30 protein-coding genes and 1 tRNA gene are annotated in these 26,316 nt (G+C 67.6%); 20 read left to right on the forward strand and 11 right to left on the reverse strand.

Translation table 11 applies throughout. The features are described 5' to 3' along the window. Positions 1-51: 51 nt before the first annotated feature. Positions 52-306, reverse strand: coding sequence for a helix-turn-helix domain-containing protein (locus ACFY2B_RS22255; protein ID WP_390764817.1), 255 nt, complete (start codon positions 304-306; stop codon positions 52-54). 149 nt (positions 307-455) lie between these two features. Between ACFY2B_RS22255 and xerC the strand changes: the two genes are divergently transcribed. The 3 genes from xerC to ACFY2B_RS22270 all read left to right on the forward strand — a co-directional run bounded on the left by xerC (position 456) and on the right by ACFY2B_RS22270 (position 5,607). Next, on the forward strand, positions 456-2,048 hold the full coding sequence (xerC, locus tag ACFY2B_RS22260; protein ID WP_390764818.1) for a tyrosine recombinase XerC: 1,593 nt from the start codon (positions 456-458) through the stop codon (positions 2,046-2,048). 293 nt (positions 2,049-2,341) lie between these two features. Then, positions 2,342-2,656, forward strand: a complete 315-nt coding sequence (locus ACFY2B_RS22265) for a hypothetical protein (protein ID WP_390764819.1) — start codon at positions 2,342-2,344, stop codon at positions 2,654-2,656. Positions 2,657-3,456: 800 nt separating this feature from the next. Beyond that, positions 3,457-5,607: a hypothetical protein gene (locus tag ACFY2B_RS22270; RefSeq protein WP_390764820.1), complete on the forward strand. Its 2,151-nt coding sequence runs from the start codon at positions 3,457-3,459 to the stop codon at positions 5,605-5,607. An 84-nt stretch (positions 5,608-5,691) separates the two neighbouring features. Here ACFY2B_RS22270 and ACFY2B_RS22275 read toward each other — a convergent pair whose 3' ends face one another. From ACFY2B_RS22275 to ACFY2B_RS22295, 5 genes are all read right to left on the reverse strand, one after another. Then, the gene (locus ACFY2B_RS22275) at positions 5,692-6,318 is read right to left on the reverse strand and encodes a DUF4145 domain-containing protein (protein WP_390764821.1); all 627 of its coding nucleotides are present in this window, start codon (positions 6,316-6,318) and stop codon (positions 5,692-5,694) included. A 239-nt stretch (positions 6,319-6,557) separates the two neighbouring features. Further along, a complete protein-coding gene (locus ACFY2B_RS22280) occupies positions 6,558-6,935 on the reverse strand; it encodes a hypothetical protein (RefSeq protein WP_390764822.1) in 378 nt (125 codons plus the stop codon). Next, positions 6,932-7,279 (reverse strand): hypothetical protein, encoded by a 348-nt coding sequence (locus ACFY2B_RS22285; protein ID WP_390764823.1) that lies wholly within the window; start codon positions 7,277-7,279, stop codon positions 6,932-6,934. Before ACFY2B_RS22285 ends, ACFY2B_RS22280 begins: the two co-directional genes overlap by 4 nt. Further along, the gene (locus tag ACFY2B_RS22290) at positions 7,273-7,707 is read right to left on the reverse strand and encodes an ATP-binding protein (RefSeq protein ID WP_390764824.1); all 435 of its coding nucleotides are present in this window, start codon (positions 7,705-7,707) and stop codon (positions 7,273-7,275) included. Before ACFY2B_RS22290 ends, ACFY2B_RS22285 begins: the two co-directional genes overlap by 7 nt. Before the next feature lie 46 nt (positions 7,708-7,753). Continuing rightward, positions 7,754-8,161 carry an NUDIX hydrolase gene (locus ACFY2B_RS22295; RefSeq protein ID WP_390765042.1) on the reverse strand — a complete coding sequence of 136 codons (408 nt, stop codon included), beginning with the start codon at positions 8,159-8,161 and terminating at the stop codon, positions 7,754-7,756. A 110-nt stretch (positions 8,162-8,271) separates the two neighbouring features. Here ACFY2B_RS22295 and ACFY2B_RS22300 point away from each other — a divergent pair, with 110 nt between their 5' ends. The 11 genes from ACFY2B_RS22300 to ACFY2B_RS22350 all read left to right on the forward strand — a co-directional run bounded on the left by ACFY2B_RS22300 (position 8,272) and on the right by ACFY2B_RS22350 (position 15,364). Beyond that, positions 8,272-9,060, forward strand: a complete 789-nt coding sequence (locus ACFY2B_RS22300) for a GntR family transcriptional regulator (protein WP_390764825.1) — start codon at positions 8,272-8,274, stop codon at positions 9,058-9,060. 169 nt (positions 9,061-9,229) lie between these two features. Further along, on the forward strand, positions 9,230-9,586 hold the full coding sequence (locus ACFY2B_RS22305) for a hypothetical protein (RefSeq protein ID WP_390764826.1): 357 nt from the start codon (positions 9,230-9,232) through the stop codon (positions 9,584-9,586). Further along, a complete protein-coding gene (locus tag ACFY2B_RS22310; RefSeq protein WP_390764827.1) occupies positions 9,586-10,962 on the forward strand; it encodes an FtsK/SpoIIIE domain-containing protein in 1,377 nt (458 codons plus the stop codon). Before ACFY2B_RS22305 ends, ACFY2B_RS22310 begins: the two co-directional genes overlap by 1 nt. Before the next feature lie 85 nt (positions 10,963-11,047). Next, on the forward strand, positions 11,048-11,674 hold the full coding sequence (locus ACFY2B_RS22315) for a DUF2637 domain-containing protein (protein ID WP_390764828.1): 627 nt from the start codon (positions 11,048-11,050) through the stop codon (positions 11,672-11,674). 11 nt (positions 11,675-11,685) lie between these two features. Further along, positions 11,686-11,871 (forward strand): hypothetical protein, encoded by a 186-nt coding sequence (locus tag ACFY2B_RS22320; RefSeq protein WP_390764829.1) that lies wholly within the window; start codon positions 11,686-11,688, stop codon positions 11,869-11,871. Positions 11,872-11,873: 2 nt separating this feature from the next. After that, entirely contained in the window at positions 11,874-12,065 is a 192-nt protein-coding gene (locus tag ACFY2B_RS22325; RefSeq protein ID WP_389022213.1) for a mobile element transfer protein, read from the forward strand. 16 nt (positions 12,066-12,081) lie between these two features. Then, on the forward strand, positions 12,082-12,276 hold the full coding sequence (locus tag ACFY2B_RS22330; RefSeq protein WP_390764830.1) for a hypothetical protein: 195 nt from the start codon (positions 12,082-12,084) through the stop codon (positions 12,274-12,276). Between the two features lie 25 nt (positions 12,277-12,301). After that, on the forward strand, positions 12,302-12,547 hold the full coding sequence (locus tag ACFY2B_RS22335; protein ID WP_390765043.1) for a SpdD protein: 246 nt from the start codon (positions 12,302-12,304) through the stop codon (positions 12,545-12,547). Positions 12,548-12,685: 138 nt separating this feature from the next. Further along, a complete protein-coding gene (locus ACFY2B_RS22340; protein WP_390765044.1) occupies positions 12,686-13,999 on the forward strand; it encodes a replication initiator in 1,314 nt (437 codons plus the stop codon). Further along, a complete protein-coding gene (locus ACFY2B_RS22345; RefSeq protein WP_390764831.1) occupies positions 13,992-14,204 on the forward strand; it encodes an excisionase family DNA-binding protein in 213 nt (70 codons plus the stop codon). Before ACFY2B_RS22340 ends, ACFY2B_RS22345 begins: the two co-directional genes overlap by 8 nt. Continuing rightward, positions 14,204-15,364, forward strand: a complete 1,161-nt coding sequence (locus tag ACFY2B_RS22350; RefSeq protein WP_390764832.1) for a tyrosine-type recombinase/integrase — start codon at positions 14,204-14,206, stop codon at positions 15,362-15,364. Before ACFY2B_RS22345 ends, ACFY2B_RS22350 begins: the two co-directional genes overlap by 1 nt. Before the next feature lie 81 nt (positions 15,365-15,445). Here ACFY2B_RS22350 and ACFY2B_RS22355 read toward each other — a convergent pair. From ACFY2B_RS22355 to ACFY2B_RS22365, 3 genes are all read right to left on the reverse strand, one after another. Then, positions 15,446-15,518, reverse strand: a tRNA-Arg gene (locus ACFY2B_RS22355). 63 nt (positions 15,519-15,581) lie between these two features. Then, positions 15,582-17,273, reverse strand: a complete 1,692-nt coding sequence (locus ACFY2B_RS22360; RefSeq protein WP_390764833.1) for an IclR family transcriptional regulator C-terminal domain-containing protein — start codon at positions 17,271-17,273, stop codon at positions 15,582-15,584. A 263-nt stretch (positions 17,274-17,536) separates the two neighbouring features. Then, on the reverse strand, positions 17,537-18,826 hold the full coding sequence (locus ACFY2B_RS22365; RefSeq protein ID WP_390765045.1) for a M6 family metalloprotease domain-containing protein: 1,290 nt from the start codon (positions 18,824-18,826) through the stop codon (positions 17,537-17,539). A 403-nt stretch (positions 18,827-19,229) separates the two neighbouring features. Between ACFY2B_RS22365 and ACFY2B_RS22370 the strand changes: the two genes are divergently transcribed. From ACFY2B_RS22370 to ACFY2B_RS22380, 3 genes are all read left to right on the forward strand, one after another. After that, positions 19,230-19,874, forward strand: coding sequence for a TetR/AcrR family transcriptional regulator (locus ACFY2B_RS22370; RefSeq protein ID WP_390764834.1), 645 nt, complete (start codon positions 19,230-19,232; stop codon positions 19,872-19,874). A gap of 187 nt (positions 19,875-20,061) precedes the next feature. After that, complete coding sequence (locus ACFY2B_RS22375; RefSeq protein ID WP_390764835.1) at positions 20,062-20,226, forward strand: hypothetical protein; 165 nt, start codon at positions 20,062-20,064, stop codon at positions 20,224-20,226. 59 nt (positions 20,227-20,285) lie between these two features. Further along, entirely contained in the window at positions 20,286-21,812 is a 1,527-nt protein-coding gene (locus ACFY2B_RS22380) for an MFS transporter (protein WP_390764836.1), read from the forward strand. Positions 21,813-21,834: 22 nt separating this feature from the next. On the opposite strand, the gene ACFY2B_RS22385 is transcribed toward ACFY2B_RS22380, so the two are convergent. Further along, a complete protein-coding gene (locus tag ACFY2B_RS22385; protein ID WP_390764837.1) occupies positions 21,835-22,344 on the reverse strand; it encodes a MarR family winged helix-turn-helix transcriptional regulator in 510 nt (169 codons plus the stop codon). Between the two features lie 140 nt (positions 22,345-22,484). On the opposite strand from ACFY2B_RS22385, the gene ACFY2B_RS22390 reads away from it, so the two are divergent. Then, positions 22,485-23,276 (forward strand): dioxygenase, encoded by a 792-nt coding sequence (locus tag ACFY2B_RS22390; RefSeq protein WP_390764838.1) that lies wholly within the window; start codon positions 22,485-22,487, stop codon positions 23,274-23,276. A 120-nt stretch (positions 23,277-23,396) separates the two neighbouring features. Here the strand turns inward: ACFY2B_RS22390 and ACFY2B_RS22395 are convergent, their stop codons facing one another. Next, positions 23,397-23,915: a GNAT family N-acetyltransferase gene (locus tag ACFY2B_RS22395; RefSeq protein WP_390764839.1), complete on the reverse strand. Its 519-nt coding sequence runs from the start codon at positions 23,913-23,915 to the stop codon at positions 23,397-23,399. A 227-nt stretch (positions 23,916-24,142) separates the two neighbouring features. Between ACFY2B_RS22395 and ACFY2B_RS22400 the strand changes: the two genes are divergently transcribed. Both ACFY2B_RS22400 and ACFY2B_RS22405 read left to right on the forward strand, forming a co-directional pair. Further along, entirely contained in the window at positions 24,143-25,171 is a 1,029-nt protein-coding gene (locus ACFY2B_RS22400) for an RNA polymerase sigma factor RpoD/SigA (protein ID WP_376534236.1), read from the forward strand. A 788-nt stretch (positions 25,172-25,959) separates the two neighbouring features. After that, positions 25,960-26,211 carry a hypothetical protein gene (locus tag ACFY2B_RS22405; protein ID WP_390764840.1) on the forward strand — a complete coding sequence of 84 codons (252 nt, stop codon included), beginning with the start codon at positions 25,960-25,962 and terminating at the stop codon, positions 26,209-26,211. Positions 26,212-26,316 lie beyond the last annotated feature (105 nt).

Raw genomic sequence — 26,316 nt, forward strand, 5'->3', positions numbered from 1 at the left:
GTGGTCCTATATCGGGAAAGCGGCATATTCCGCAGCCCCTTGCGGCAACCCCTACGCCTGAGTGCCCTCAACGCCCAGCGCCGCCCACAACGCCGCCGTCGGCACCCGCATCGTGCTGCCCAACGGCAGCGTACGAACCGGGAACCGGCCGTCCCGGATCAGCTGATACGCCTTGTTCGGGGAGATTCCCAGAGCCCGTGCCGCGGTCACCACATTGACCGTGACCGGAAGAGACAACAGCTCCTCCAGGCCCATCGCTCCAGCGGGGCCAGCGGGAGCCTGCCCGTCCGTGTCCTGAGCAGTCATGTCGTTGGTCGCAATCTCCCCCGCGCCAACCTGCCCGCGACTTTACCTCAGTGTCCGACAGCCCTCGGAAGATCAACACAGATCGCGCAACGCGATCACGGAACGACCGGCAGCTCCCGGATCACGGGTGCAAGGGCGAGGGAAGGCGCATGTTCGAGGAGAAGACCTACAAGCGGTGTGCCTGCAAGGGACCCATGGTGGACAAGGAGGGCAAGCCAGTCCTCAAAGAGGACGGCACACCAAAGATCGGCCGCCTGGAGAAGCGATGCCCCAGGCTGGCCAAGCGTGACCACGGCTCCTGGTACTACTCCATCGAACTGCCGCCAGGCCCCGGCGGAGGGCGCGAAATCGCGAAGAAAGGCGGCTTCCGCACCCAGAAGGACGCCGCCACAGCTTGCAAGGAAATCTGGGAGCAGGCCCAAGGCGGCATACAGGTCAAATCCAATGAGACCGTCGCCGAATACCTCCACCGCTGGTTCGCCAACCGGGTCGACCTCAAGCGGTCCACTCGCAACGGCTACGACGACCACATCGAACGCGTCTTCATACCCGCCCTGGGCCACCTGAAGATGCGCGACCTGCGCACCCGCCATATCCAGGACATGTTCAAAGCCATCTGGGCCGACAACATGATCCACCAGCAAAACCGCGCAGCCGCCGAAGAAGCCCTCCAAGCCGAACGAGCCGCCCACACAGCATGGCGCAACTGCACGGCCCGCAAGCGACCGCCCGAACTGCGCCGGAACTGGAATGCGGCCAAAGGCGCCCTCCGAGCAGCCCGCAGCAAGCCGCGCCACATCAGCGGCCCCGGCACCCAGCTCAAGATGAACAACACGCTCAGCGCCGCCCTCGAAGACGCTGTGACAGAGAAGCTGATCAGCGAGAACTGGGCCAAGCGCGTCGTCCTGCCCAAATACGTCCGCCCGAAGCCGCTGGTGTGGACCGACGAACGGGTCGCGCGCTGGCGAGCCACCGGCAAGAAGCCGGGCAAGGTCATGGTCTGGACACCCGAGCTGACCGGTACTTTCCTCGACACCGTCGCCGACCACCGGCTCTACCCCATGTTTCACCTCATGATCTTCCGAGGCCCCCGCCGCGGCGAAGTCGCCGGCCTGCCCTGGAGCGAAACCAACCTGACTATCGGCACCATCCACGTCAGTGAGCAACTCGTCGCGGCCTCGTACGAGGTCTGGGAAGACACACCCAAGAGCGAGAGCGGCGACCGCACCATCACGCTGGACTCCGACTCACACGAGCTACTCACCCTCTGGCAACAGCGCCAGCAAGCCGAACGCGACGAATGGAACCGCGCCTACCAGGAATGGAAGCGCCGCAAGTCCAAGACCGACGAACCGAACCACACGGCGGCAACAAAACCCTGGAAGGACACCGGCCTTGTCTTTACATGGGAAAACGGCGACGCCTACCACCCTGAGTACCTCTCGCAGATGTTCGAGCGGCTGATCGCGAAACTGGGCCTGCCCCCCGTCCGCCTCCACGACCTCCGCCACTGCGCCGCCACTCTCTCCCTGGCCGCCGGCATCCACATGAAGAAGATCCAAGCCCTCCTCGGCCACGCCAGCTATTCCCTGACCGCCGACACCTACACCTCGGTGCTGCCCCAGTTCGAGAAGGCCGAGGCCGAAGCCCCGGTCGCCCTGGTGCCCCGAGGCCGGAAGCAGCAGGACCCGCGCACTCCGCCCGAAGTTCCCATCGATGAGTCCGGGGAGACGGCTGCCTGACGGCTCGTTCCCATCTCGTTCCCATCTGATGTAAAAAGGCCCTCCATGAAGATCATGGAGGGCCTTTTTGATGCCTGCACCAGCTCTGACCTGGTGCTTCTCTGTGCCCCCGGCAGGATTCGAACCTGCGACACCCGCTTTAGGAGTTCGGTCGTTCCCCGGCACTACCGGGGAGCCGCCCTGTCACGCTGGCCATGCCGGACCGCCTAGGAGTGCTGGCGTCCGGCGCTGTTGATGTCACTTGTGGATGTCAGAACGGGCCAACTGAGTGCGCTCGCTGGCACGATGGTCCCGTGGTTGACCTGGAGCGCATCGCGGCAGAAATCATGGCGTACTACCGAGGGCTCGACGAGAGCGCCACCCTGCGGCACCACTTCCGCCGCGCTGACGAAGAAGGCGGCCTCTGGTACATCGAGGCCGTACCCGACCGCGGCGAGTTGATCGTCATCAAGCAGGCCGAGCTGACCTCGGCCAGCCAGCTCCAACGGTACAGCTGGGAGCACCTGGAGGACGAGCACGGCGGCCTGACAGACCAAGCGATCGATCCTGAGGCGGATCCGCTGGAGCCCATCCCGGCCGGGGAGTTCCAGCGGACATGGAATCGCTGAGCGCGCTGGACAACCACCTTAGGAGAGAAGCGGGGGGAGTAAGGACGCTGACCTGGAGCTTCGATACCTGGTCAGGCCGCTGAGAACTCGACCGCGAGACACCCCCGTTGACCGTGGCTGACCCCTGCATCTGGCACGACAGTGGCACGAACCTCAGCCGACGACAGCCAGCCACGACGGTGGGTGCGTCGACCGACCACGCACGCGTATGCCTCGCTGCACCCCCACCGGCCTCAGCCACGCTACCGGCTTGTGTCGTCGACTGGAGCAAGTTCTGACGGCGGATCCGTGACGACGATCCGCAAGCCCTCAGCTTGCGAAGCTGCGATTATTGGCGGCCCGTTTGCGCGCTGACCTGGGCGAACAGCTTGGGCGCTGCCCCGTCAGCCTCGGCGGCTTTCACCGTGGTTCCCCGTTGTTCCCCGCTCGATCTGGTGCGCTTGTGGTGCGAGGAAGCGTCGACCGTCGCGCTGTCGGCGTAGGAGTCCGGCGCAACCGCCTACGGCAGGTTCGATTCGGCGCAGGATCGTAGGCAACGCGTTGCCAAAGCTGGCGCAAGTGCCTGAGCTCGTAAGCGCGCCCGGCATCCGAATCCTCTGTTTGAGCCAGCCATCGTCAGCCGGAACTGCATCGGCCACGGTCGGTCAGCCCACGAGCACCTCATGCCCCATACGATTTCCCCTAGTATCTGTCAAATCGGATTAAAGGGGTGAAGATAATAAACCGGATCTCCCATGCAGTCGACGATCTAGCGTGCTACCCATAGGAGCAAGGCCGCCGACTAACGTTTCGGAGAAAGCATGCTTCTCGACGATCTCTGCGAATTGCTGCCAACGTCGCCCAGCTGGTACGGCTTGGAAAGCAATGACTATGGGATGAGGGAAGTCATAGAGCCAAATGTAGATTATGAGGTTCCTGAAGTTCGAGAAAAGCAGAACCCTGCTCCACTGACTACAGTTCTCATGTTGATCACGGCCCCTGCTGCCGTCGGGAAAAGCACAGCAGCGGAATATATGAGCAATAAACTCAAATGCCCCATCCTCGACCTGTCCCGTCTCCAAGTTGGAGATGGGACTGTGGACGGCATGCCAGCCAGATCTTTTGGTATCAGGAAGAATGCCCGGTACCAAGAGGCTTTACTGGAAAGCAAGGCTACTCTCATCGTAGACGCGTTGGATGAAGCGGAGGTGCGATCTGGGCAGGCGAATTTTCGGGCATTCGTGCGCGGGCTTGCTGGTGCAGCATCGCAGATTGTCGGAGGTCGGCCGTCCCTCGTAGTCCTTTCTAGAGCTGAAAGCTCACGTGTCATCCAGGAAATTTTTGATGAGCGGAAATTGCCATACTGCCATTTTGAAATCCGTCCTTTCGGCAAGGAGCAGTCTGAGCGGTACCTCGAAAGGAAGGTCACGGATGTTTATCAAAATCAGGAGAAGGAGCCGCTACATCTCAAGCATTCACGCCCATACAGCAAAGAGAGGGACAGTCTATTCACAGTTCTCGCGTCGGCTATCACGCCAAAGCGGGAAGGCTTTTGGGAAGAACCCGATGTGCGTGATTTCCTTGGATACGCCCCTGTCTTGGACGTTGCTGCTGAATACCTTGCTGTGGACAACTTCGCCAACCTTGGAAACTCGGCAATCGGTTCGACCAGCCGCGAGGGGTTCGCGCATTGGGACCTCGTCGCAAGCGTAATTGATCAGCTGCTTGCGCGAGAGCAATCAAAATTCGTCGCCCAGTTTCAAGAGGTTGAAGAGTTTCAGAGGCACGGAAGTTCAGCGCTCCTGTCTGTTCTCTATACCCCAGAGGAGCAGTGCGCTCGATTGCTGGACTACGTCGAAGGCATGCAACTCGATTTGAATCTACCCGCCAGCCTGCCTGTGAACCTGCGTGAAAGTTATGAAACTGCCGCTGATACGCAGTTGTCTAATCATCCATTCTTGAGGGGAGGGGGATGGTTCAACGTAATCTTCAGAGACTACGTGACTGCGCGAGCGCAACTGAGTCCCTCCACTTCGCTGGAGGCAGCCAAGAGAATCCGATCAAATATCCTATCGTCAGACTGGAAGCATTCCCCGATGTACGGGTTCTTTTCGCACAGTCTAGGTAAGTCAACTTCAAGCGAAAAGTCTGCGTGCCATTCGGAGGATCTAGGGGCACTCTATGAGTCCTTTAAATCTGCCTGTGAGGTTGGCGATAGACTGCTGACATCCATCGGTAGAGCAGGAAACAGGTTGGCTGCTTACTTCTCCATCGTGCGGGGAAGTGGTGCTGGCGCGGCTCCATTGCAGTTCCTCACGCACGAGGGGACAGTAAGTATCGCATTTCCGCGCGAGCTGAGTTATGCCAACATTTGGGATGTCCCTGAAGTGATTTTGGGAGGAGATCGGCCGTCATTCAAGTTCGGATCGAGTGTCTATATTTCCTGTGCAGACCTAATGGTTGCAGCCCGTGAGCTGCAAGCGTACGTCGACAGGGGAGAAACCCCTGTAGTTTTGAACGTTCGATCGCTGATTAGCGAGCATGTCAAGATTCAGGGAGAATCTTCCGATGTGATCCTGTTGTGCGACGATCATCTGTCTTTTCCGTGGTCTAAGTACCAGCGACGGCTCGATCTAGGCGGTTTGGCTGCCGACGCCCGGGAACAAGGTGCGCTTTACTTGGAATTTCGCCGGATTGTTCTCCGGTTTAAGGATGCGAAAGACGGAGAGGCTGCTGTCTATCAGCCGATGATGGATAATCTGGTTGTTGGTTCAAATAAGAGGGCCAGGACAGTCCTGGATTATCTCCAAGAAATCGGCTGCGTGAAACTGGCCAGGAGTATGTATTTGCTCGACTTGGCAAGCTTCGCAAAGCTTGGGGTTTCGCGGTCGCAGCTCCGCGACCTGGAGAATGCGGAAGCTATGGGAAGGATCTCTAAGGATATCCTCCGCTTCGCCAAGCAGAAATCCTGAAGTATTTTCTGTTGAGAGAGTGCTGAGGTGGAAGGGGTCCCCTTCCACCTCAGTTAACCGGACGCGCAACGATTCAAACGTCGCCTAATTCCCCTTCTGGTTTGGGACTTTTTGGTGGGTCAGCATCTGCAGCTCACCGGGCACCTCAAACAGGTTCCTTAGGAGCTGTATCGTGAACCGGAGGACTCTCTCGGCAGCCTCTTGGCCGACGCGTTCATCGTTTGCGTGAGCACCAAGGTTACCGATTACACGAATGTGGTGCAGGGCGGGCGCGAAGCTCTTGGTTACGTGTCCATCAGAGATCAGTTTCTCGATACTTTTCACGAGAGCTTTTTCGCTAATCTGAAAATGCGCTGCTGCAGCTTCGAGTGTCCTCCTGAGTTGCACGGCTGCGGCATCGGGTTCCCCGATGCTAAGAACGCGAATTGCGCCCATGAGGTATTGCTCGACATCCTTAGGTAGGTGTTTAATCCCTACCGATTCCTCCAATCCTGTCGGCACGGACAGGAAGACTGTATCACTTTCATCGTGCGGATTGCTGTGTTCGAGCAGGGTGGCACCCCCACAACTCGGGCACCCTAGAGTTGCCCAATAACGGGCGGCACCTGTTCTAGTTGAAAACTCCTGCTCGGTGTGGGCTACGGTAAGGCGCGTATTACGTAATCCGCACCAGGGGCAATCGCGAAAGGAGTGTTTATCATTCCAAGCCATGAGCTGATCCTATCGGGATGGGCAGTTCGTGGTGCGTTTTCCTGCAAAGGGCCGTGGAGCCGGCCGCCCCAGCCACGACGTGCCCCGTCTCTGGCGTCAGGCGGCTGATTGCTGTGCGCGCGGCACGGACACCGGCCGGGCTGGAGCGGGGCGGAGACATGAGCGCAGGCCCGGCCGGGGGCCGGGCCGCGCGCGGGGAGCGGAGCGAGCCGCCTTGAACCAGTAGAGAAAGTTGTAACTCAGTCGGTCGGGTGGGGCTTGAAGTCGTATGCACATGCTGGGAGTTCGATGCTCTGACGGTTGGCGAGCGGTACGAAGAGCACTGGTCGGATCGTCCAGGTGATGCGGGTGCTGTCCTGGGTGACTGACACGGTGCAGGGTTCGGTGCGCAGGAGGGCTCTCCTTGTCTCGATGCGGCCGTTGTACAGCCATTCCCAGGCTTCCGCGGATGCGTCGGGATCGAGCGCCGGTGAGATCGTGCGGAGCGTGACCGCGACCCATCTGTCCGCCTGGGATGCCGAGTAGGCGTCGAAGGATGCCCGGAGTGCCGGCGGCCTTCCATCGGTGAGGTCTTCGGTCCAGCAGTCGCACCAGTAGCCGCGTACGGTTCCCTTCACGATGTCGCTCCTCGGGGGTAGGCCACGAGCACGTAGCGCGTGTTTTCGTCGTGCAGGGTGAGTTGGTAGGCCGTTCCCGAAGCCAGATGCGCAAGGGCTCGTTCGTGCTCTGCCCCGTCGGTGAGCCAGTGGCGGCCTGGCTGTGCGTACGCCATGTCGAGCTGGTCCGTGATGTGCCGCGTGCGCTTCAGCAGCCAGCGCAGTGCCAGGCGGGGGCTTGCGGCGCCGTGCTCTCCCAGGGTGATGGAGCGGACCTCATGCAGGGGGTAGGCGGCGGCCCAGCACGGGTATGGGGAGGGCTGTCCGCCTGCGGCCAAGTCTTCTGCTGTGGTCGATGTCAGCACGTGCCTTCTCCCATGGCGGGTTGGGTGAAGAGTTCCGCGGTGACCGTGTAGCCGCCGTGGCTGTTGCGGACCACGACCCGGTGGGCGATGGCGATGACCATGCCCAGTCCCCGGCCGTGCTCGGCGTCGGCGTCTTCGGCCTGGTCCTCGACTTTCGGGGCCGTTGCGGTGCCTCCGTCGTCGGTGACGGAGAGGGCGATCACCTGTGGGGAGACGGCAAGAGCGAGGTGGAAGCAGCCGGATTCCAGACCGCTGGCCGTGTGGAGGATGGCGTTTGCGCTCAGTTCGCTCACGATCAGTTCGGCGTCCTCGGCTAAGGGTGATCCGTGCAGGATGTCCCGGGTCCAGCGGCGGGCCCGGCTGACCTCTTCCGGGAATCCTGGGCAAGTGAGCCCCCAGACCCGGGCTGTACTCGTATACTCGTGCATACAAGTTCCTTCGTGCTGGTAGGCCGCCATGTGCAGCGGGTTCGGGTTAGACGAGTTTCACGCCGTCGTGGGCGCGGATGGCCGGCGGGGTCGTCGCGTCGAGTGCGTCGATGACGCGGATCGCGTATGCCTCGTCGGCAAGCTCGGTGACCTCTTCGCGGGTGGCCCAGCGCAGGGCGCGGGTCTCGTCACCAGTGGTGGGTACGCCGTCGGCGGCCTGGCAGCGGAAGACCAGGGAGACGATCAGGCCCGTCATGTTCTTGTAGACGCCGGTGAGGGTCGCGGGAAGCGTGATCTTGATGCCGGTCTCTTCGAGTACTTCGCGCTGGAGGGCTTCGGGGATGGTCTCCTCGCGTTCGAGGACTCCGCCCGGCGGCTCCCAGTGGCCGTTGTCGCGGCGCTGGATCAGGAGGGCCCGGCCCTGGTCGTCGACGACGACCCCGGCGACGCTCACGGAGTGCGGGCGTTCTGTACTCACGTTCCTCGGCCCTCTCGGATGGCTAGTCTTTCCACCGTAGCAACAACACTCGCCCACTCGTCTAGATACCTAAAGGAGTACACACTGTGAGCCCTCTTTCCTCCGGCCTCCTCGGCGCTCTCGACCCCACGAGTGATCGTGCGGTCTTCCGGCAGATCGCCGACCAGCTGCGCGAGGCCATCGACCGCGGGCGGTTCAGGGAGGGCGAGAAGCTGCCTTCCGAGGCTGATCTTGTCGAGCACTACGGGGTTTCCCGGATGACGGTCCGCAACTCCTTTTCCATCCTCCAGGGTGAGGGCCTGGTCCACGCCGAGCACGGCAAGGGCGTGTTCGTGCGGCCGCGCCCCCCGGTGCGGCGGCTTGCCTCGGACCGGTTCGCCCGGCGGCACCGGGAGCAGGGGAAGTCCGCGTTCATCGTGGAGGCGGATGCGGCCGGCAGTCACCCGCAGGTCGACAGCCTGGAGGTCAAGGAGGAGAAGGCGAGTCAGGACGTCTCCGCCCGGCTGGGTTCCGTGCGGCGGGTGCTGGCCCGTCGGCGGCGGTATCTCCTCGACGGGCGGCCGGTGGAGTTCGCCACGTCGTATCTGCCGCTCGACATCGCGCGGGGCACGCCGATCGCTGAGCCCAACCCCGGTCCCGGCGGTATCTACGGCCGGCTTGAGGAGCTGGGGCACCGGCTTGACCACTTCGAGGAGGAGATCCGGGCCCGGATGCCCTCGCCCGCTGAGGTCAAGACGCTTCGGCTGGCTTCCGGCGTGCCCGTGATCCATCTGATCCGGACCGCCTTCGACACCGAGGGGCGGGCTGTGGAGGTCTGCGACACGGTGATGGCGGCGGACGCGTACGTGCTGTCGTACCAGCTTCCGGCGACCTGATCGTCCTGGTTTGCGGTGGTGCGCGGGGACGTCGTTCCGAACTCGTACACGCCGACACGCATACTCGTATAGACGAGTGGGCAAGTCGTGTGGCAAGGTGGTCCACGCGAGCCCGGGAGATCGGGTTCGCAGGACGATTCTTGTATAGACGAGTAGATGGGAAAGTGCTTTGCGTACCATCCGTGTTGAGACCTCCGCCGCGACGATCCTGCTCACCGAGGCTCCCGAGCCGAAGGTCCGCGACCGTCAGACCGGCGAGATCGCCAAGGACGCGAACAGCGGAGAGGCCCTGATGACGATCGGCGTCGTCTACATCGAGGACGGCGAATCGTCGCTGATCAAGGTCACCGTCCCGGAGGGCGGTATCTCGGAGGGGCTGACCCTCGGGGCGCCGGTCTCGCTGCCGGGACTGGTGGCCCGGCCGTGGGAGTCGGTGTTCAACGGGCAGCAGCGGCACGGCATCGCCTACCGGGCTGCCGCCGTGACTCCGGCCGCGTTCCCGGCCGCCTCGGGGGCCGCTGCCTGATGGCCGACCTGACAACGCTTCTGGAGGTGGGTGGTCCCCTCGTCGCGCTCGGCGGCGGGGCCGCCTACACCCGGGCCCAGCACCCGGGCGTCTACTGGTCCACCATCGGTTTGCCGATATCCACGGTCCGGCTGCTCGGCTCGTACACCTCGGTCATGGAGGCATGCGGGCTGACCGTGGCGCCGTCCCGGCTGCGGGCGTGGGCGGTCAAGGCCACCACCCGGCGTGAGGTCCGTCCCGTTCCGCCCCGCCGGGGGATCATCCGGCCCACGTCGACCGGGCTGCGGCTTCGTCTCCGGCTCGCTCCCGGACAGGAACCGGCAGACGTCGCCGCCTCGGCGGAGCGGCTGCGGCACGCCTGGGGAGTGCACGCCGTCTACGTCACGACCATCAAGCCGGGCGTGGCCGAACTGCGGCTCGTCGGCTTCGACGTCCTGCGCAAGGTCCGGATGCCACGCAAGGTCGAGGCCGGGTTTCTCAAGGTGCCGGTGGCACTGCGGGAAGACGCCACCCCCTTCCTACGCGACTACCGGACCGTCCCTCACCAACTGACCCTCGGCGCCACGCTCTCCGGCAAGTCCATGTACCTGCGCCATCTGATCGCAGAACTTGCCCGGCAACCGGTCGCCCTGGTCGGCATCGACTGCAAGCGGGGCGTGGAGCTGGCCCCGTTCGCCGCCCGGCTGTCTGCCCTGGCCACCGACCCTAATCAGGCGGCGGACCTGCTGCCCGTGCTCGTGAGGGAAATGGAGGACCGATACGACCTGATCAAGGCCCGGCAGGGCCTCGCGCCGGACACCCCGGAAGAAGAGATCACCTCCGATATCTGGGGCCTGCCCGAGAACGAACGCCCGGTTCCCGTCGTGCTGTTCGTCGACGAGGTGGCCGAACTCTTCCTCGTCGCCACGCGCAAGGAGGAGGAACGGCGGGACGAGATGGTCACCCAGCTCATCCGCCTCGCTCAGCTCGGCCGCGCCGCTGGCATCTACCTGGAGGTCTGCGGCCAGCGCTTTGGCGCCGAACTGGGCAAGGGCGCCACTATGCTCCGGGCCCAGCTCACCGGCCGCGTCTGCCACCGCGTCAACGACGAAGCATCCGCCAAGATGGCGCTCGGCGACATCGCACCCGAAGCCGTCTACGCCGCCTGCGCCATCGCCCCCGAACGGCCCGGCCTCGCCGTCGCTGGTGACACCTCCGGCGGCTGGTCCCGCATCCGTACGCCGTACCTGTCCCTCGGCGACGCCGCCGAGATCTGCCGCGCATCGGCGCACCTGGTGCCCGACCTACCCGCGCTCAAGCCCTTCCGGCCCGACGTGCCCGAACGGCCGGTCGAGACACTGGCCCCGGTCGTCAAGCCGCGACCGGTGACCGACTGACCATCGCTCCCTCACCTCGGTCGGCGTGACCGTCTCACGCCACGTCCCTACCCCTCCCATGCCTGAAACCGGAAGGAGCCGCATCGTGCGCGCCCAACTGGCCCGCGTGGACGCGGTGCTCGTCCAAGCGGTCATTGCCGCAGCGCTGTCCTTCGCCCATCTGCACGACATCGCCTCGGCGGCCGGGCAGGACGGATGGAAAGCGTGGGCCTACCCGATCAGCGTTGACCTGCTGCTGGTCGCCGCCTGGCGTCGGCTGCGGTCCGGTGACGCGAAAGCGGCCGGGTGGTCATGGTTCGTCATCGCGCTCACTGCCTCTCTCGGCGCGAACGTCGCCACGGCCGGACTGCTCGACATGCACCAGGCGCCGGCATGGCTACGAATCCTCGTCGCGGGCTGGCCAGCGGTCGCCTTCCTCGGCGGAACCCTCCTCGCCCACTCCGCGCCGACGGCCATCGCCGCTTCCGAGGAAGTTGAGGACCAGGAGGAGGTGCCTGAACCTTCGCCCGAGCCTCCGCCACACCCCGCGGCTATAGAGACGCCGCCCGAGCGTCCCGCCGTCCCCGTCCCGGCTGCCCTCGTCGAACACGCCCGCAAGGTCGCCGATCAACACCGGGCCCGTACCGGAACCCCCATCGACATCCCGACCCTCCGCGCCCGGCTCGGTGTACCTGAGCCCCTGGCCGAAGCTATCGCCGCCCAACTCGCCTGAAGTAGGGGAACATGCCGCACTTCAACTTCGACACGGCCGCCGACTACCTCGACGCCGCCCGTCAGATGGCTGCCACCGGCCGCCCGGCGCTGGCGCGACTGCTGGCCGAAGAGGCTGCCGACCGCGCCTCGGACCTCGCCGAAGCCGCCCGTATCCTGCACGACTTCCCTGGCTCCAGTCTGCGACAGGAGTACTGACCATGACTGCCAACCGCCGCTTCCGCCACGTCACCCGCATCGGGCCCGTCCAGGTCGGCACCGCCTACGACAACCGGGGCCGCGAGAAGCACACCGCCGCCTGCACGGCCCCGCGCTGCGGCTTCTCCGCCGACTACGACAGCCGCGCCGCCGCCGAACTCGCCGCCCGCACCCACCGTTGCCCCGTCCGCTGAAAGGACCTGCCCCACCGTGACCGTCAGCCTGCCGCTCGTCTTCGTCCTCGGCCTCTTCGCCTGGGGAGCGGTCAAGTTCCTCGGCGTCCGCGTCTGGGTCGTCGTCCTGATCGCCCTCTTCGGCTTCTGGCTCTCGCACACCTTCCTGGCCCCGGCCATCGAGTCCGGCACGCGTTCCGGCGTGACCGTCATAAACGGCACACATGACTAGACGAGTAGATGAGAGAAGGTTCGCCGTGTTCCTGCCCAAGTACCCAGACAGCCCCGTGCCGCCGCCCATGCACACCCACACCCCGGCCGATCCGACGCCCGTACGCCGTGCGCTTCCGTCGGTCTCCATCAGCACCGGCGCCGTTGCGGCCGTGATCACGGGTGGCGTGGTCCTCACCGCGCTCCTGGCCGCCGTCGCCGTCACGGCCATCTCCGTGGCGGTAGCCGCGGTGGTCCTGCGCTCCCTGCTCCGCGAACACCACCGGCGCTGAACGGCGCCTGAGGCCCGGGGCGGCTCGATACCGCCAAGCATCCACCGCCCCGGGCCCATCCCTCCCGACCGAGCCAGTCAGAAGGAGAACGTCATCTTCACCCGCACCACCCCGGCTCCACTGCCGGACATCGCGAACCTGGCCTCACAGGGCGCGCTCCCGGGTATCCTCCAGCAGCTCTCCGGCCTCGGCGGCTGCACCCACCCGATCCGCCTCGACGGCCACCGCACCGAATACGACGTCGACACCCGGACCGGCGAGATCGGCCGCACCCTCCAGCACCTCGACTCGTCGGCTCTCCCGGCTGGACAGCTCCTCGTCCGCTGCAACAACCGCCGTACGACCCGTTGCCCGGCCTGTGCCGAGGTCTACCGTCGCGACACCTTCCACCTGATCACCTCCGGCCTGCGTGGCGGCAAGGGCATCCCGGAACACGTCGCCGCACACCCGCGCGTCTTCGCCACCTTCACCGCGCCCAGTTTCGGCCCGGTGCACAACCGCCCGACCGGCCCGGCCGGGACAGTCCGCCCCTGCCGCTGCGGCGTCCCGCACGACCAGGAGGACGCCGCCCTTGGCACTCCGCTGGACCCTGACACGTACGGCTACGAAGCGGCTGTGCTCTGGAACGCGCATGCTGGACCGCTGTGGCGGCGCTTCTCGACCTACCTCCGCCGGGAAGTGGCCAAGCGGGCTGGCCTCTCGCAGCGCCGGTTTCGCGAGCACGCACGGGTGTCCTTCGCCAAGGTCGCCGAGTACCAGAAGCGCGGAGCCGTCCACTTCCACGCCGTCATCCGCATCGACGGCCCCACGGGCGGCGACACCCCACCGCCCGCCTGGGCAACCGCCGAGCTGCTGGCTGACGCCATCCGCGCCGCCACTACCGCCGCCCGCCTGGACGGGCCGGTTGTCGACGGACGCGCGCACAACTTCACCTTCGGCCGCCAACTCGACGTCCGCACCATCCGATCCGCCGACTTCAACGACGGCCAGGAGCTGACCGAACGGGCCGTAGCGGCGTACATCGCTAAGTACGCCACCAAGGGGGCCGAGACCGCCACGGGAGCTCTCGACCGCCCGCTCAAGTTCCTCGCCGAACTCGCCCACCTCGACATCAGCGACCACGCCCGCCAACTGGTCCGAACCGCCTGGACCCTTGGCGCGCGCAAGGAACTGGAAGATCTCCGGCTCAGGGCCTGGGCGCACATGCTCGGCTTCCGCGGCCACTTCTCCACCAAGTCCCGCCGCTACTCCACCACCCTCGGCGCCCTCCGCGACGCCCGCGCCGAATGGCGTCGAGCACAGGCGGCAACGGCCAACGGCCCGGAGACCGACACGACGTACGTCCTCGCCCACTGGGTCTTCGCCGGAACCGGCCTGTCCGACACCGAAGCCTGGCTTGCCGCATCCCTCGAACCCGCCCCCGGAACGGAAGGAGAACCCACCCGTGGCTGACCGCTACCTCACCGTGGCGCAGGTGGCCGAACTCCTTGGCACCACGGAACGATTCCCCCGCCGCCTGGTCGCCGAGCGCCGCATCACGTTCGTCAAGGTCGGCCGCCACGTTCGCATCCCGGAAAGCTCGCTGAGCGCGTTCATCGACGCCAACACGGTGGAGCCGATCGGCCACCGGCGTAGCTCGCTGCGGAGGGTTGCCTGATGGCCAACAGGCAGGGGAGGCGTAGAAGCTTCGGGTCGGTCCGGCAACTTCCATCCGGCCGTTGGCAGGTGCGGTACCGCGATCCCGAAACGGGGCAGCTACGCCCGGACGAGAAGACCTACCCGACCAAGACCGACGCCCAAGCGGCCCTCACTCACATCGAGTCCGACATCACGCGTGGACAGTGGTCCGATCCGGACGCCGGGGCTGTGAACTTCGAGGAGTACGCGACTGCTTGGCTGCGAGACCGGAAGCTGGCCGACCGTACACGCGAGCGCAATGAGTCGGTGATCCGGCTGCACATCCTGCCCACCTTCGGGACCGGGAGCGTGGCCGACGTGACAACGGCCCGGGTTCGCAGCTGGCGCGGCAAGCTCCTGGCGGCCGGACTCGGTGAGCCGACCGTGGTCAAGGCGTACCAACTCCTCCGGGCCCTGATGAACACCGCCGTGGACGACGAACTGATCCGGCGCAACCCTTGCCGGATCAAGGGCGCGGACCGCTACGACGTGCCCGAGCGGCCGGTTCTCACCGTTCCGGAGGTCTTCGCCATCGCCGACGCGATCGGTCCGCGCTACCGGCTGCTCGTGCTCCTGGCGGCCTTCACCACCCTTCGCTTCGGCGAGCTGGCCGCCCTGCGACGCAGGGACGTCGACGTGGAAGCGCTGACCGTCACCGTGCGCCGCGCGCAGGCGGAATTGCAGAACGGCCGGCTGTTCGACAAGGCCCCGAAATCAGCGGCCGGGGTGCGGGCCGTCTCCTTCCCGGCCGAGCTGCTGGACGAGGTCACGAACCACCTGGAGCACTTCGCCGCGCCTGGCCGTGACGGTCATGTCTTCGTCGGGGCCCAGGGCGGACAACTGCGGCGGAGCAACTTCCGCGACGACTGGGTCACGGCTCGGAAGGCTGCGGGAGTCTCGGCCGAGCTGCACTTTCACGACCTTCGGCACACGGGCAATACGCTCGCCTCCACGGTCGGGGCCAGTACCCGTGAGCTGATGACCCGCATGGGCCACAGCAGCTCGCGGGCCGCGCTGATCTATCAGCACATGACCAGCGACCGGGACCGGGCCATCGCGGATCGGCTCGGTGCCATGATCCGTGACGGTGGTGGGGGAGCGGTCCCCGAACCCTCCGAGAAAGGGCCTGCAAGCCCGTAGTGGCACGCCCGTGGCACGCCCCCTGAAACGCCGAAGGGCCAGCCTGGGAGGAAATCCCTCCTGAGCTGGCCCTTAGCCGTGTGCCCCCGGCAGGATTCGAACCTGCGACACCCGCTTTAGGAGAGCGGTGCTCTATCCCCTGAGCTACGAAGGCGGAGCGTGGTCGTGTGGGCCACAGGCGTCAGCGTACCGGATTCGGTTGGTGGGGGTGTGGGGGTCAGGTCAGGGGGACGCGGGTGAAACGGGACGCTGTGTGCAGGTCGGATTGGATGCGGGTGGCCGTGTGGGTCAGTTCCGGGAGGATCTGGGTGATGCAGTCCTCCAGGGTGCGGCGGGCCGCGTGGGTGGCGACGTTCAGTGCCGCGACCGCCCGGCCCGTGCGGTCGCGGATGGGGACCGCGATCGCACGGAGGCCGGATTCGAGTTCCTCGTCGGCCAGGGCATAGCCCTGGGCGCGGATCTCGGCGAGGTCGGGGAGCAGGTCCGGTCCGGGTGGGGCGGTGGGAGCGTCGGCCAGGAGTACTCGGCCCAGGGCGGTGACGTGGGCCGGCAGGCGGGTGCCCACGGTGATGTCGACCGTGAGGACCCGGGGTGCCGTGGCTCCGGCCGTGTACTGGATCTCCGGTTCGGCGTCGGGCGGGGTCAGGAGGATGGCCAGGGCCGTCGGCTCGTTCAGGCGGTGCGTCAGGGCTTTGAGATGGGGGACCGCCAGGCGCGGGAGGGTAGTGCGGGACAGGGGCGGGAAGCCCAGGGAGAGGACCCGGGGGGTGAGGGCGAAGGTGTGGGGCGGGGCCGGGGGCGTCGTCACCAGCCCCAGATGCGCGTAGGTGATCAGCGCACGGCGGACGGTCGCCCGGGCCAGGCCCGTCGCCTTCGCGATCTCTGTCAGGGTGAGCGCGGCGCGGCCCTCGCCGAAGGCCGTCAGGACCGTGAGGCCCCGGGCCAGCGATTCGATGAACTCCCGGCCGAGTTCATGCTTGGACGCGGTCGTCCAGGTGGCCAGACCGGAGGGGGACGGGCCGGGGTCGGCCGGCGGGGCGTCGCGCAGGACCGTCTCCATCTCCGTCACCGCCGTACGCAGGCGGGGGAGCAGCGTGGCGCGCAGGTCGGCCGCGGTGCGGCGGCTGGTGTGGCTGACCACGCTCGCCGCGCACAGCACACGGCCCGTGCGCGGGTCCCGTACGGGTACGGACACCGCGACCAGGCCCGGTTCGATCAGCTGGTCGTCCAGTGCCCAGCCGTCGGTGGCGGCCCGCGCTGCCCGGCGTACGAACTCCTCGTCGCCGGGGAGAGGGCGGGGCGGCGTGGGCGACGGCGCGCGGGGCGGTACCGCCGGGAAGGTCCGGTCCTCGGGGTCCGCCGCTCGGCGGGCGCGCCAGGCGGTCCACTCCTCGGGGGTCCAGCCGGCCGCGAACAGCGAGCCCGGCGCGGTGCGTTCGGCGGGGAGCAGGTCGCCGATGCGGAAGCTCAGGGACAGTGCGCGGCGGCGGGTGGCCTGGTGGATGAAGCGGATGCCGTCGTGGTCGGCGACGGCCAGCGAGACGGATTCGTCGAGTTCGTCGGCCAGCGCGTCCGCACGGGCGTCCAGCAGGGTCGGCAGGCGCAGGGCGGCCAGGTAGGCGTTGCCCAGTTCCATGACGTGCGGGGTGAGGGTCGCGTCCCGGCCGTCGAGGCGGAGGTGTCCCATGTGCGCGAGGGTCGCCGTGATGCGGTCCACGGTGGAGCGGGCCAGGCCCGTGGAGCGTTCGAGGGCGCTCAGGCTCAGGGTGCCGTCCGCCTCGGTGAGCCGGTGCAGCACCGTGATCCCGCGGATGAGCGGGGCGATCGCCTCGGGCGGGGGTACGGCGGTGCTCCCAGGGGGCTGCGCCAGGGCAGCCTCGGGGGCGTTCGGCACGGTCTGGGCGGGCATCGGTTCTCCGGTACGGCGGTGCGGCACGCACACCTGCCTGGGTACGCCGACCGTGGCAGGGTTCGCCTACGGTAACCCGCTGCCGGGCCGAGTCCCCGCGGGTGGAGGCAGGCGCTCGGGTGCGGTCGGCGCCCGATGAGGGCCTGTCAGGGGCTGACGATGACCTGTCAGTGGCCGACGACGGCCCGTCAGCGGCCGGTGGAGATTGAAACGGCGGCCGGTCGGCGGAGGAGGTGGGCCCCGCCGTGGCTGCCCGAGCCCGGCTACTTCCGTTCCACCCGCACCTTGACGTCCCCGTCGTGCCCCGCGGCCATCACCTCGATGGTGATGGCGTGGTGCGGGTCCTTGAAGGTCTCTCCCGGGGCGAAGGGGGCGTCGGAGAGTTCGGCGTGGACGTTCGGGCTGCGGGTGCAGCCGCCGCTGTCGCGGTGGGCGTCGTACACCGAGATGGGCCCGCGTCCGGTGTCGACGTTCGCGTCGACCTTGTAGATCAGGACGCCGGGGTGGCACACGTCCTCGTCGTTGCCGCCGTGGCTGCGCAGTTCGAGGGCGTAGCCGGTGTGCGCGGTGAGCGGGACGAAGACGAGTTTCTGGCCGCCGGTCCGGAACAGCGGGGTCAGCGTGTACTCCTTGGGGCCCGCGGCGGCCGCGCAGCTCACCTGGTCGGCGTCGAGCCAGCCCAGCTTCCACTTGTGCCAGCCGAGCAGGTCGTTGTTGGCGCCCCAGTCCTCGCTCATGATGTCCCAGTGGCCGACCGCGCCGCCGCCGTCCTGGGTGTAGAGGTCGGGCAGGCCGAAGACATGGCCGTTCTCGTGGGGGAGCACGCGGAAGCCGGTGTGCGGGTAGGAGCCGGAGCCGTCGTCCTGGCGGGAGTAGACGAAGGAGGCGTTGGAGACGGGGACACCGTCGGCGACGGGCGCCTCACCGTTGCCGGCGAAGGTCACGGAGAGCACCGTGTCCAGAGCGGAGGGGCCGGCGTCGGGGCTGACGAGCACGTTCAGAAGGTCGTACGACTTGAAGTCCACGGTGGGGTCGGCGGCGGCCACGATGTCCTGGACCAGTTGGCGGTAGCCGGGGTCGAAGGGGGCGCCGCGCTCTATGCCGTAGTCCGTGAACGGCTTCGGCATCCGCAGCCAGGTCGGTATGGGGGTCTCGGGGCGGTAGTCGAGACGGCCGTAGGACGCCGTGCGGAACCAGTCCTGGGTCTGCGGGAAGAACTCGCGGAAGCGGTCGAGGGCGTCGCCCTCGCCGGGCGCGTCGGGGAAGTCGACCATCAGGGTCAGCGCACGGACGGTGCCGGTGGAGCGGGAGTAACCGCCGGAGGTGGGAACGCCTTCCGTCATCTGGACTTCGTGGGCGCCGTTGATCAGGCAGGGGGCGAGCGCGGTCTTGCGGGCCAGGGCGGCGGCCGAGCCGGCGCCCGTGGCGGTGGCGCCGGAGGAGAGGCGACCGGTTCCGGCGGAGGTGCTGACCGCCAGCGTCAGGACGGTCACGGACGCGAGAGCGGCTACACGCCGCGGGCGTATCCGACGGGCGATCGGCTGCGGCTGCATCATGGGCCTTTCGCTCCACGGCAGCCGCCGGTCACCGGCTGCACCCTTGCGATCACCCTGTGCCGACCGGGCGCCCGGCGCGCGCTGGAGGAGACCGATCGTGGGTTTCTCGGGCGCGGAGATGTGAGTCAGGTCACAGGAATTCGTCGCGAGGGCGGGAAATAACTGGGGATCGTCTCCCCGTTTAAACCTGTGTCGGAGCGAAGGGGGGCTTTTCCTGCGCTCGACGCTTGATCCACCTGATCCGCAGGATCTACCTGATCTACCTGATCCATCCGTTCCATCCGACCCGTACGTGGGCGGTCGGCCCTGACCGGTCGCCGACCCGGCCGGTTCGATTGCTCCGACCCGTCCGGCAGGACCGGTCGTTGCGACCGGCTCAAGACCATCCGAGGAGTACGCCGTGCAGACCGCGACCGCCGTGCAGCGCAAGGCGTCCAGGCCCCGCGCCGACGCCCTGCGCAACCGGGAGCGGATCGTCGGCGCCGCCCGGGAGATGTTCGTCGAGCACGGGCCGGACGTGCCGCTCGACGACATCGCCCGCCGGGCCGGTGTCGGCAACGCCACGGTGTACCGCAACTTCCCCGACCGCGACGCCCTCGTGCGCGAGGTCGTCTGCTCCGTGATGGACCGTACGGCGCGGGTGGCCGAGGAGGCGCTCGCGGAGACGGGGGACGCCTTCGCGGCGCTGGAGGGGTTCGTGCACGCCGCCGCCGACGAGCGGATCAGCGCGCTGTGTCCGATGGTCTCCAGCACCTTCGACCAGGACCATCCCGATCTGGAGGCCGCGCGGGAGCGTACCGAGCGTCTCATCGCCGAGGTCATGGACCGTGCCAAGGTGGCCGGTCAGCTCCGGCCGGACGTCGGCGTCGGTGATGTGACGGTCGCCGTGGCCCAGCTGTCCCGGCCGCCGGCCGGGGTCGGCTGCCTCAGTGTGGATCGCTTCGTCCACCGCCACCTGCAACTGTTCCTGGACGGGCTGCGGGCTCCGGCCCGCTCCGTCCTGCCGGGTACGGCGGCGACTCTGGAGGACCTGCGCCAGGTCTGACGCTCAGTTCAGGGCCGTAGCCCGGTCTTCACGTACACGCCCTTCGGCCGTCACTGGCGACGCGCCGTTCACTGTCGATCGCTTCGCCTCTGCCTATGGATCGGATCGAACATCTGTTCATCTATTCTTCGGTGGGCGCTCCCTCAATCACCCCTTCTTCGATCACTTCACCATCGATGACCTCTTCTTGGAACACATCGCCTTCGATCGCCTCCTCTTAGACCACGTCACCTTCGATCGCCGCTTCTTCGGTCGCCGCTTCTTCGATCACTTCGCCTTCGACCACATCGCCTTCCCTCACGTCTCCTCCGACTGCCTCGGCACCGCTTCTCGATCACTTCCTCCGTCATGACGTCCCGGCCTTCCCCGCTGAAGGTCATGAAGTCCCGAAGTCCCGAAATGGGTACCTCCATGTCTGAAACAGCCTCCAAGGCTCTCGGCGTCCCCGACGCCAACCGCTGGAAGGCGCTCGTCTTCATCGCGCTTGCCCAGCTGATGGTCGTCCTCGACGCCACCATCGTGAACATCGCCCTGCCCTCCGCCCAGACCGACCTGGGCATCTCCGACGCCAACCGGCAGTGGGTCGTCACGGCCTACGCGCTCGCCTTCGGCGGACTGCTCCTGTTCGGCGGCCGGATAGCCGACCTGTGGGGCCGCAAGCGCGCCTTCGTCCTGGGTCTGGCCGGTTTCGCCGCCGCCTCCGCGCTCGGCGGCGCGGCGACCACCGGCTCGATGATGTTCGGCGCCCGCGCCCTCCAGGGTGTCTTCGGCGCCCTGCTCGCCCCCGCCGCGCTGTCCCTGCTCGCCGTGATGTTCACGGACGCCCGGGAGCGCGCCAAGGCGTTCGGCATCTACGGCGCGATCGCCGGTGGCGGCGGTGCCGTCGGTCTGATCCTCGGCGGTGTGCTCACCGAGTACCTCGACTGGCGCTGGACCTTCTTCGTCAACGTCCCGTTCGCGATCATCGCGGCGGCCGGCGCCTACTTCGTCATCCGTGAGCCGGAGGGCAGCCGCAACCGCTCCTCGCTGGACATCCCCGGCGTCATCCTGTCCACCCTGGGCCTGGTCTCGCTGGTCTACGGCTTCACCCGCGCCGAGTCCGACGGCTGGGGCGACCCGACGACCATCGGGCTGTTCGTCGCGTCGGTGGTGCTGCTGCTGGCCTTCGTGGTCACCGAGACCCGGGTCAAGGCCCCGCTGCTGCCCCTGCGCGTGGTCACCGACCGCAACCGCGGTGGCGTCTACCTCTCGCTGGGTCTCGCGATCATCGCGATGTTCGGCACCTTCCTCTTCCTGACGTACTACCTCCAGGTCGTCAAGGGCTACTCGCCGATCCAGACCGGCTTCGCCTTCCTGCCGATGGTCGCGTGCATGATCACCGGCTCGACGCAGATCGGCGCCCGTCTGATGACCCGGGTCGCGCCCCGGCTGCTGATGGGCCCCGGCTTCCTGCTCGCCGCGGTGGGCATGCTGCTGCTGGCCCAGCTGGAGATCGGCTCGGCCTACGCCTCGGTGGTGCTGCCCGCGATGATGCTGCTCGGCCTCGGCATGGGTACGGCGTTCATGCCCGCCATGGCGCTGGCCACGCAGGGGGTCCAGCCGCGGGACGCCGGTGTCGCCTCCGCGATGGTCAACACCTCGCAGCAGGTGGGCGGCGCGATCGGTACGGCCCTGCTGAACACGATCGCCGCCTCCGCGACGACCTCGTACATCAAGGACCACATCGCGACCGCGGCCACCGGGCAGCAGCGGCAGCTGGTCCAGCTCCAGGCGATGGTGCACGGCTACAGCAGCGCCATCTGGTTCGCGGTCGGCATCCTCGTGGCCGCGGCGGCCATCGCCCTGACCCTCGTCAACGCCGGCCGGCCGGGCGGCGGCGCGGTGGCCTCCGGCGCGGGCGCCGACGACGAGCTGGCGGTGCCGGTGGTCGCCCACTGAGGCACCGGGGCGCCCGCCCGGCTCAGCGCAGCCAGGGCAGGTCGGCGCCCGCATCGTTCGGCTGAAGGCCCTCGGCGACGATCTCCATGATCTCGCCGAGGGCCTTCTGCTGCTCAGGGGTCAGCCGCTGGAACAGTGCCTGGCGCACGGCGGCCACATGGCCCGGCGCGGTGTGCCGCAGCACCTCGTGGCCCTTCTCGGTCAGCACCGCGAACTGGCCGCGCTTGTCGGAGGGGCAGTCCTCGCGGCGTACCCAGCCGTTCTTCTCCAGGCGCGCGACGGCGTGCGAGAGCCGGGAGCGGGTGATCTTCACCTTCATGGCCAGCTCGGTCATCCGCAGCCGGTGGCCCGGGGCCTCGGCGAGCTGGACGAGCAGGCCGTAGTAGATGTGCGGCATGCCCGCATCGCGCTGCAACTGGCGGTCGAGGTGGTCCTCCAGCAACGTCGTGGCGTGCAGGTACGAGCGCCAGACGCGCTGCTCCTCGTCGGTGAGCCAGCGGTACTGCGAGGCGGAGCCGGATGCCGTGTCCATGGGGCCACTGTACGGGGAATCTCCTTGAAAGTTGAACAAGTTCGGCGTACGGTGTCGCGAAAGCTTGAGCTTTAAAGTAGATGTACGACCACGGGATCGGCCGCCCGGCACCGTCCGGGCCGTCGGAGGGAGCCGCCGCCATGTCCGTCGCCGCACCGGAGCGCATGCCCGCCCTCTACCTGAGCCACGGCGCCCCACCGCTCGCCGACGACCCGGTCTGGCCCGGCCAGCTGGCCGCCTGGTCCGCCGACCTGCCGCGACCGAAGGCCGTCCTCATGGTCTCCGCCCACTGGGAGGAGGCGCCGCTCGCCCTCGGCGCCGTCCGGACCGTCCCCCTTGTCTACGACTTCTGGGGCTTCCCGGAGCGCTACTACCAGGTCACCTACGCGGCCCCCGGCGCCCCGGAGCTGGCCGAGTCGGTGCGCAAGCTGCTGCGCGCCCCCGGCACCCCGGTCCAGGACATCCCGGACCGCGGCCTCGACCACGGGGCGTACGTCCCCCTGGTGGAGATGTTCCCCGCGGCCGACATCCCCGTCCTGCAGATCTCCATGCCGACCCTCGACCCGGTGCGCCTGATGGAGATCGGACGCAAGCTGGCGCCGCTGCGCGACGAGGGCGTGCTGATCGTCGGATCCGGCTTCTTCACCCACAACCTGGCCGCGCTGCGCCACGCGGGAGGCGGCGTGCCCGCCTGGTCCGCCGAGTTCGACGACTGGGGCCGCCGCGCCCTGGAAACCCGCGACTGGGACGCCCTGCTTGACTTCCTCGACAAGGCCCCGGCCGGCCGGTACGCCCATCCGCGCACCGAGCACTTCGCTCCGCTGTTCGTCACCATGGGCGCGGCGGCCGGCGACGGTGGGCCGACCGCTCCGAAGCCGGTGATCGACGGGTTCTGGATGGGGATGGCGAAGCGGTCGGTGCAGTTCGGCTGACCGCCGCGGGGTGCCATGGGCTGCCGTGGGGTGCCCCGGGGTGCCCCGGGGTGCGGTGGGGTGCTGTGGGCGCGGGGCGCGGCGGGTGCCGTGGACGCGGGGCGCGGTGGGCGCCGTGGCTCACAGTTCCTTCTCGTACCAGGCCACATCCCAGTACCGCCCGAATGTGCGGCCCACCTCGTGGTACGTGCCGACGTAGCGGAATCCGAACCGCTCGTGCAGCCGCGTCGACCCGGCGTTCGGCTGGGTGATACCCGCATAGGCGCGGTGCAGGTCCTCGCCGGACAAGGCCGTGAAGAGGGCCGTGTAGAGCAGCGTGCCGACGCCGCGGCGGACCGCGTGCGGTGCGACGTACACCGTGGTCTCCACCGTGGTGCCGTACGCGGGCTTCGGACGGTGAGGACTCGATGTGACGTAGCCAAGAATCTCCTGAGAGTCCGCCTCCACGGCAACCATCAGGCGGTGCGGACCGTCTTCCGGGTGGGAGAGCAGCCAAGGGCGGCGCTCCTCCGGAGTGAAGATCTCGGTGTCGAATGTGATGGGCGTCTCGCGTACATAGTGGTTGTAGAGATCGGTAAGGGCTTCGAGATCGCTCGCGACCCCCGGCCTGACCTGGACCTCTGTACGTTCCGACGGCATCCGGCCTCCCCCTGTGGCCGCACAGGGTACTGCATGATCAGAAAAACTGGTGGGCGGGTTGGGAATTCTGTCCGGATTACAGTCGTTGTTTCCTTCGGATGCCGGGCACTCGACGAGAGTCTCAGGAGTTCTCGAAGTGCTGAGTGTCCGCAAGGAACACCCGCCAGCCCTCCCCTGAGGCCCGGCTCCGGCCGGACAGGGGGACCCCGATTCGAAAGGGAGCACGCATGGCAACCCGTGCCGTCGCCCGTCGTCAGTCCGCCCGTGGGGGTACCTCCCAGGCATTCGGCTCTGGGGGAGAGACGGCAGATTCGGCGAGCAGCGTCCGCGTCCGTGGCGGCGAGATCGCGGACCGCGATCTGGTCGGCATGTATCTCGACGAGATCGCGCGTACGCCCCTGCTCGACGCCGCCAAGGAAGTCGAGCTGTCCCAGACCATAGAAGCGGGTGTGTTCGCGCAGCAAGTCCTCGACGGCGAGGAGGAGTCCCGCTCGGACGCCACCCGTGAGGAACTGGAGGCCCTGGTGGCCGACGGAGAGCGGGCCAAGGACGTCTTCATCCGTTCCAACCTCCGCCTGGTCGTGGCCGTCGCCCGGCGCTACCCGCGCAGCGGCCTGCCCCTCCTCGACCTGATCCAGGAGGGCAATGCCGGCCTGGTGCGCGCGGTCGAGAAGTTCGACTACCGCAAGGGCTTCAAGTTCTCGACCTACGCCACCTGGTGGATCCGCCAGGCGATCACCCGCTCGATCGCGGACCAGTCCCGCACCATCCGCCTGCCCGTCCACCTGGTCGAGGAACTCGGCCGGATCCGACGAGTGCAGCGCGAGTTCAACCGGGAGAACGGCCGCGACCCCGAGCCCGCGGAGATCGCCGTGGAGCTGGGCTCCACGCCGGACCGCGTCACCGACGTGCTCGACTGGGCCCGCGACCCGGTCTCGCTGAACATGTCGGTGGACGACGAGGGCGAGACCCAGTTCGGCGACCTGCTGGAGGACACCTCGGCCGTCTCACCCGAGCAGTCCGTGCTCACGCTGCTGCGCAGCGAGGGCCTGGACGAACTGATCGGCCGCCTCGACGAGCGCACGGCCTCCATCATCAAGATGCGGTACGGCATCGAGGACGGCCGGGAGCGCACGCTCACCGAGGTCGGCAAGGAGCACGGCCTGACGCGCGAACGCATCCGCCAGATCGAGAAGCACGCGCTGCTCGAACTGAAGAAGCTGGCGCGCCAGACCGGTTTCGACGCCGCCGCGTGAACGACGGGAGCCGACCGCACCTGACCGGTGCGAAGCTCCCGGGCGACAGGTGTGGTGCGAGTGCCGCCTCCCGCGTACGCCGGGTGGCGGAAGACCGCGCAAACATGGCCGTGTACCGTCGCTTCAACTCCCCGGCCCCCGGGAACAAACCCTCAGGGCCCAGGAGTTGGAGTTCGAGGGCCCGGGACCGCGATCCCGCGGCCGCACACGTTCCCCAGAACCACGTCCCGACGCACTCCCCCCCGGCGCCGGGACCTTCCCAAAGCCGGGCTTCGGCGCCTATCCCCCCCCGGGCGCCGGAGCCCGGCTACTTTTTGCGCTCCTGGCCGGCCCGAGTTCTTCGGCCGCCCCGCATTCTTCGGCGGGCCCGCGTCCTTCGGTCGGCCCGTCCTTCGGCGGGCCCGCGTTCTTCCGGGGGACCTGCCCCGGTCTCTTCGCCGGTCGCACGTGGGTTCTCGGCGGGCCGCACGGTGGGTCACCCCGTACCTGAACCCCGGGGTGACCCACCGGACGGCAGATTTTGCCACACGGGCACAATCTGCCGACGTGACCACCCCAAGATCCAGCCGTCCTGGCTCTGACCAGATATTTTCCATCCTGCCGCGCGCTCCCACGGCCCCCCTGCCCGAGCGGCGCAAGGCGGAGACCCGTCGGGAGACCGCCCGCACGGCGGCCCGCCTCTCCCCGCGCGGAGTGTCTGTTTCGGGTGCTGTGGGTGATTCACGGCACCTGCGAGATAGGTCACGGTCCGGGGGGTAAGTTCCGGCCCGTGGTGTCTACTGGGGCGCATGCCTGACTACCTCTCCGTCCTCGCCGCGCTGGGTGCGAGCCTGCTGGTCCTGGTTGCGGTCGCCTGGGCAGTCGTGCTGGTGCTTCTGCTGCGCGGGAGCCGCTCCGGGAGTACCGCCGGTCGAACGGGCCGCACCCTGTCCGGCCTCCCGCGCCAACGTCAGGCGGCTCCCCACGTGGAGTCCGTCGAACTGACCCCGGCGGAACAGGACGCGTTCGCCGGTCTGGTGCGGCAACTCGGCCGGCATTAGCCGCCGGGTACGAACATCAGCCGCAGCCGGGCGCGCGCACGTCAGCAGCCGGCGGCCCCTGATGACGGTCGGCGGACGCGTACGTCAGCCGTCGGTGGCCGCCGG

Origin of the sequence: Streptomyces sp. NPDC001270 (assembly GCF_042896695.1) — a bacterium.
Classification (GTDB): Bacteria; Actinomycetota; Actinomycetes; order Streptomycetales; family Streptomycetaceae; genus Streptomyces.

Bases quoted from the DNA above. Each gene is read 5' to 3' on its own strand.
- ACFY2B_RS22290 (WP_390764824.1), bottom strand. From the start codon at position 7,707: ATGCACGAGTATACGAGTACAGCCCGGGTCTGGGGGCTCACTTGCCCA.
- ACFY2B_RS22395 (WP_390764839.1), bottom strand. From the start codon at position 23,915: ATGCCGTCGGAACGTACAGAGGTCCAGGTCAGGCCGGGGGTCGCGAGC.
- ACFY2B_RS22270 (WP_390764820.1), top strand. From the start codon at position 3,457: ATGCTTCTCGACGATCTCTGCGAATTGCTGCCAACGTCGCCCAGCTGG.
- ACFY2B_RS22350 (WP_390764832.1), top strand. From the start codon at position 14,204: ATGGCCAACAGGCAGGGGAGGCGTAGAAGCTTCGGGTCGGTCCGGCAA.
- ACFY2B_RS22405 (WP_390764840.1), top strand. From the start codon at position 25,960: ATGCCTGACTACCTCTCCGTCCTCGCCGCGCTGGGTGCGAGCCTGCTG.
- ACFY2B_RS22385 (WP_390764837.1), bottom strand. From the start codon at position 22,344: ATGGACACGGCATCCGGCTCCGCCTCGCAGTACCGCTGGCTCACCGAC.
- ACFY2B_RS22365 (WP_390765045.1), bottom strand. From the start codon at position 18,826: ATGCAGCCGCAGCCGATCGCCCGTCGGATACGCCCGCGGCGTGTAGCC.
- ACFY2B_RS22320 (WP_390764829.1), top strand. From the start codon at position 11,686: ATGCCGCACTTCAACTTCGACACGGCCGCCGACTACCTCGACGCCGCC.
- ACFY2B_RS22400 (WP_376534236.1), top strand. From the start codon at position 24,143: ATGGCAACCCGTGCCGTCGCCCGTCGTCAGTCCGCCCGTGGGGGTACC.
- ACFY2B_RS22390 (WP_390764838.1), top strand. From the start codon at position 22,485: ATGTCCGTCGCCGCACCGGAGCGCATGCCCGCCCTCTACCTGAGCCAC.
- ACFY2B_RS22275 (WP_390764821.1), bottom strand. From the start codon at position 6,318: ATGGCTTGGAATGATAAACACTCCTTTCGCGATTGCCCCTGGTGCGGA.
- ACFY2B_RS22380 (WP_390764836.1), top strand. From the start codon at position 20,286: ATGTCTGAAACAGCCTCCAAGGCTCTCGGCGTCCCCGACGCCAACCGC.
- ACFY2B_RS22360 (WP_390764833.1), bottom strand. From the start codon at position 17,273: ATGCCCGCCCAGACCGTGCCGAACGCCCCCGAGGCTGCCCTGGCGCAG.
- xerC (WP_390764818.1), top strand. From the start codon at position 456: ATGTTCGAGGAGAAGACCTACAAGCGGTGTGCCTGCAAGGGACCCATG.
- ACFY2B_RS22255 (WP_390764817.1), bottom strand. From the start codon at position 306: ATGACTGCTCAGGACACGGACGGGCAGGCTCCCGCTGGCCCCGCTGGA.
- ACFY2B_RS22310 (WP_390764827.1), top strand. From the start codon at position 9,586: ATGGCCGACCTGACAACGCTTCTGGAGGTGGGTGGTCCCCTCGTCGCG.
- ACFY2B_RS22325 (WP_389022213.1), top strand. From the start codon at position 11,874: ATGACTGCCAACCGCCGCTTCCGCCACGTCACCCGCATCGGGCCCGTC.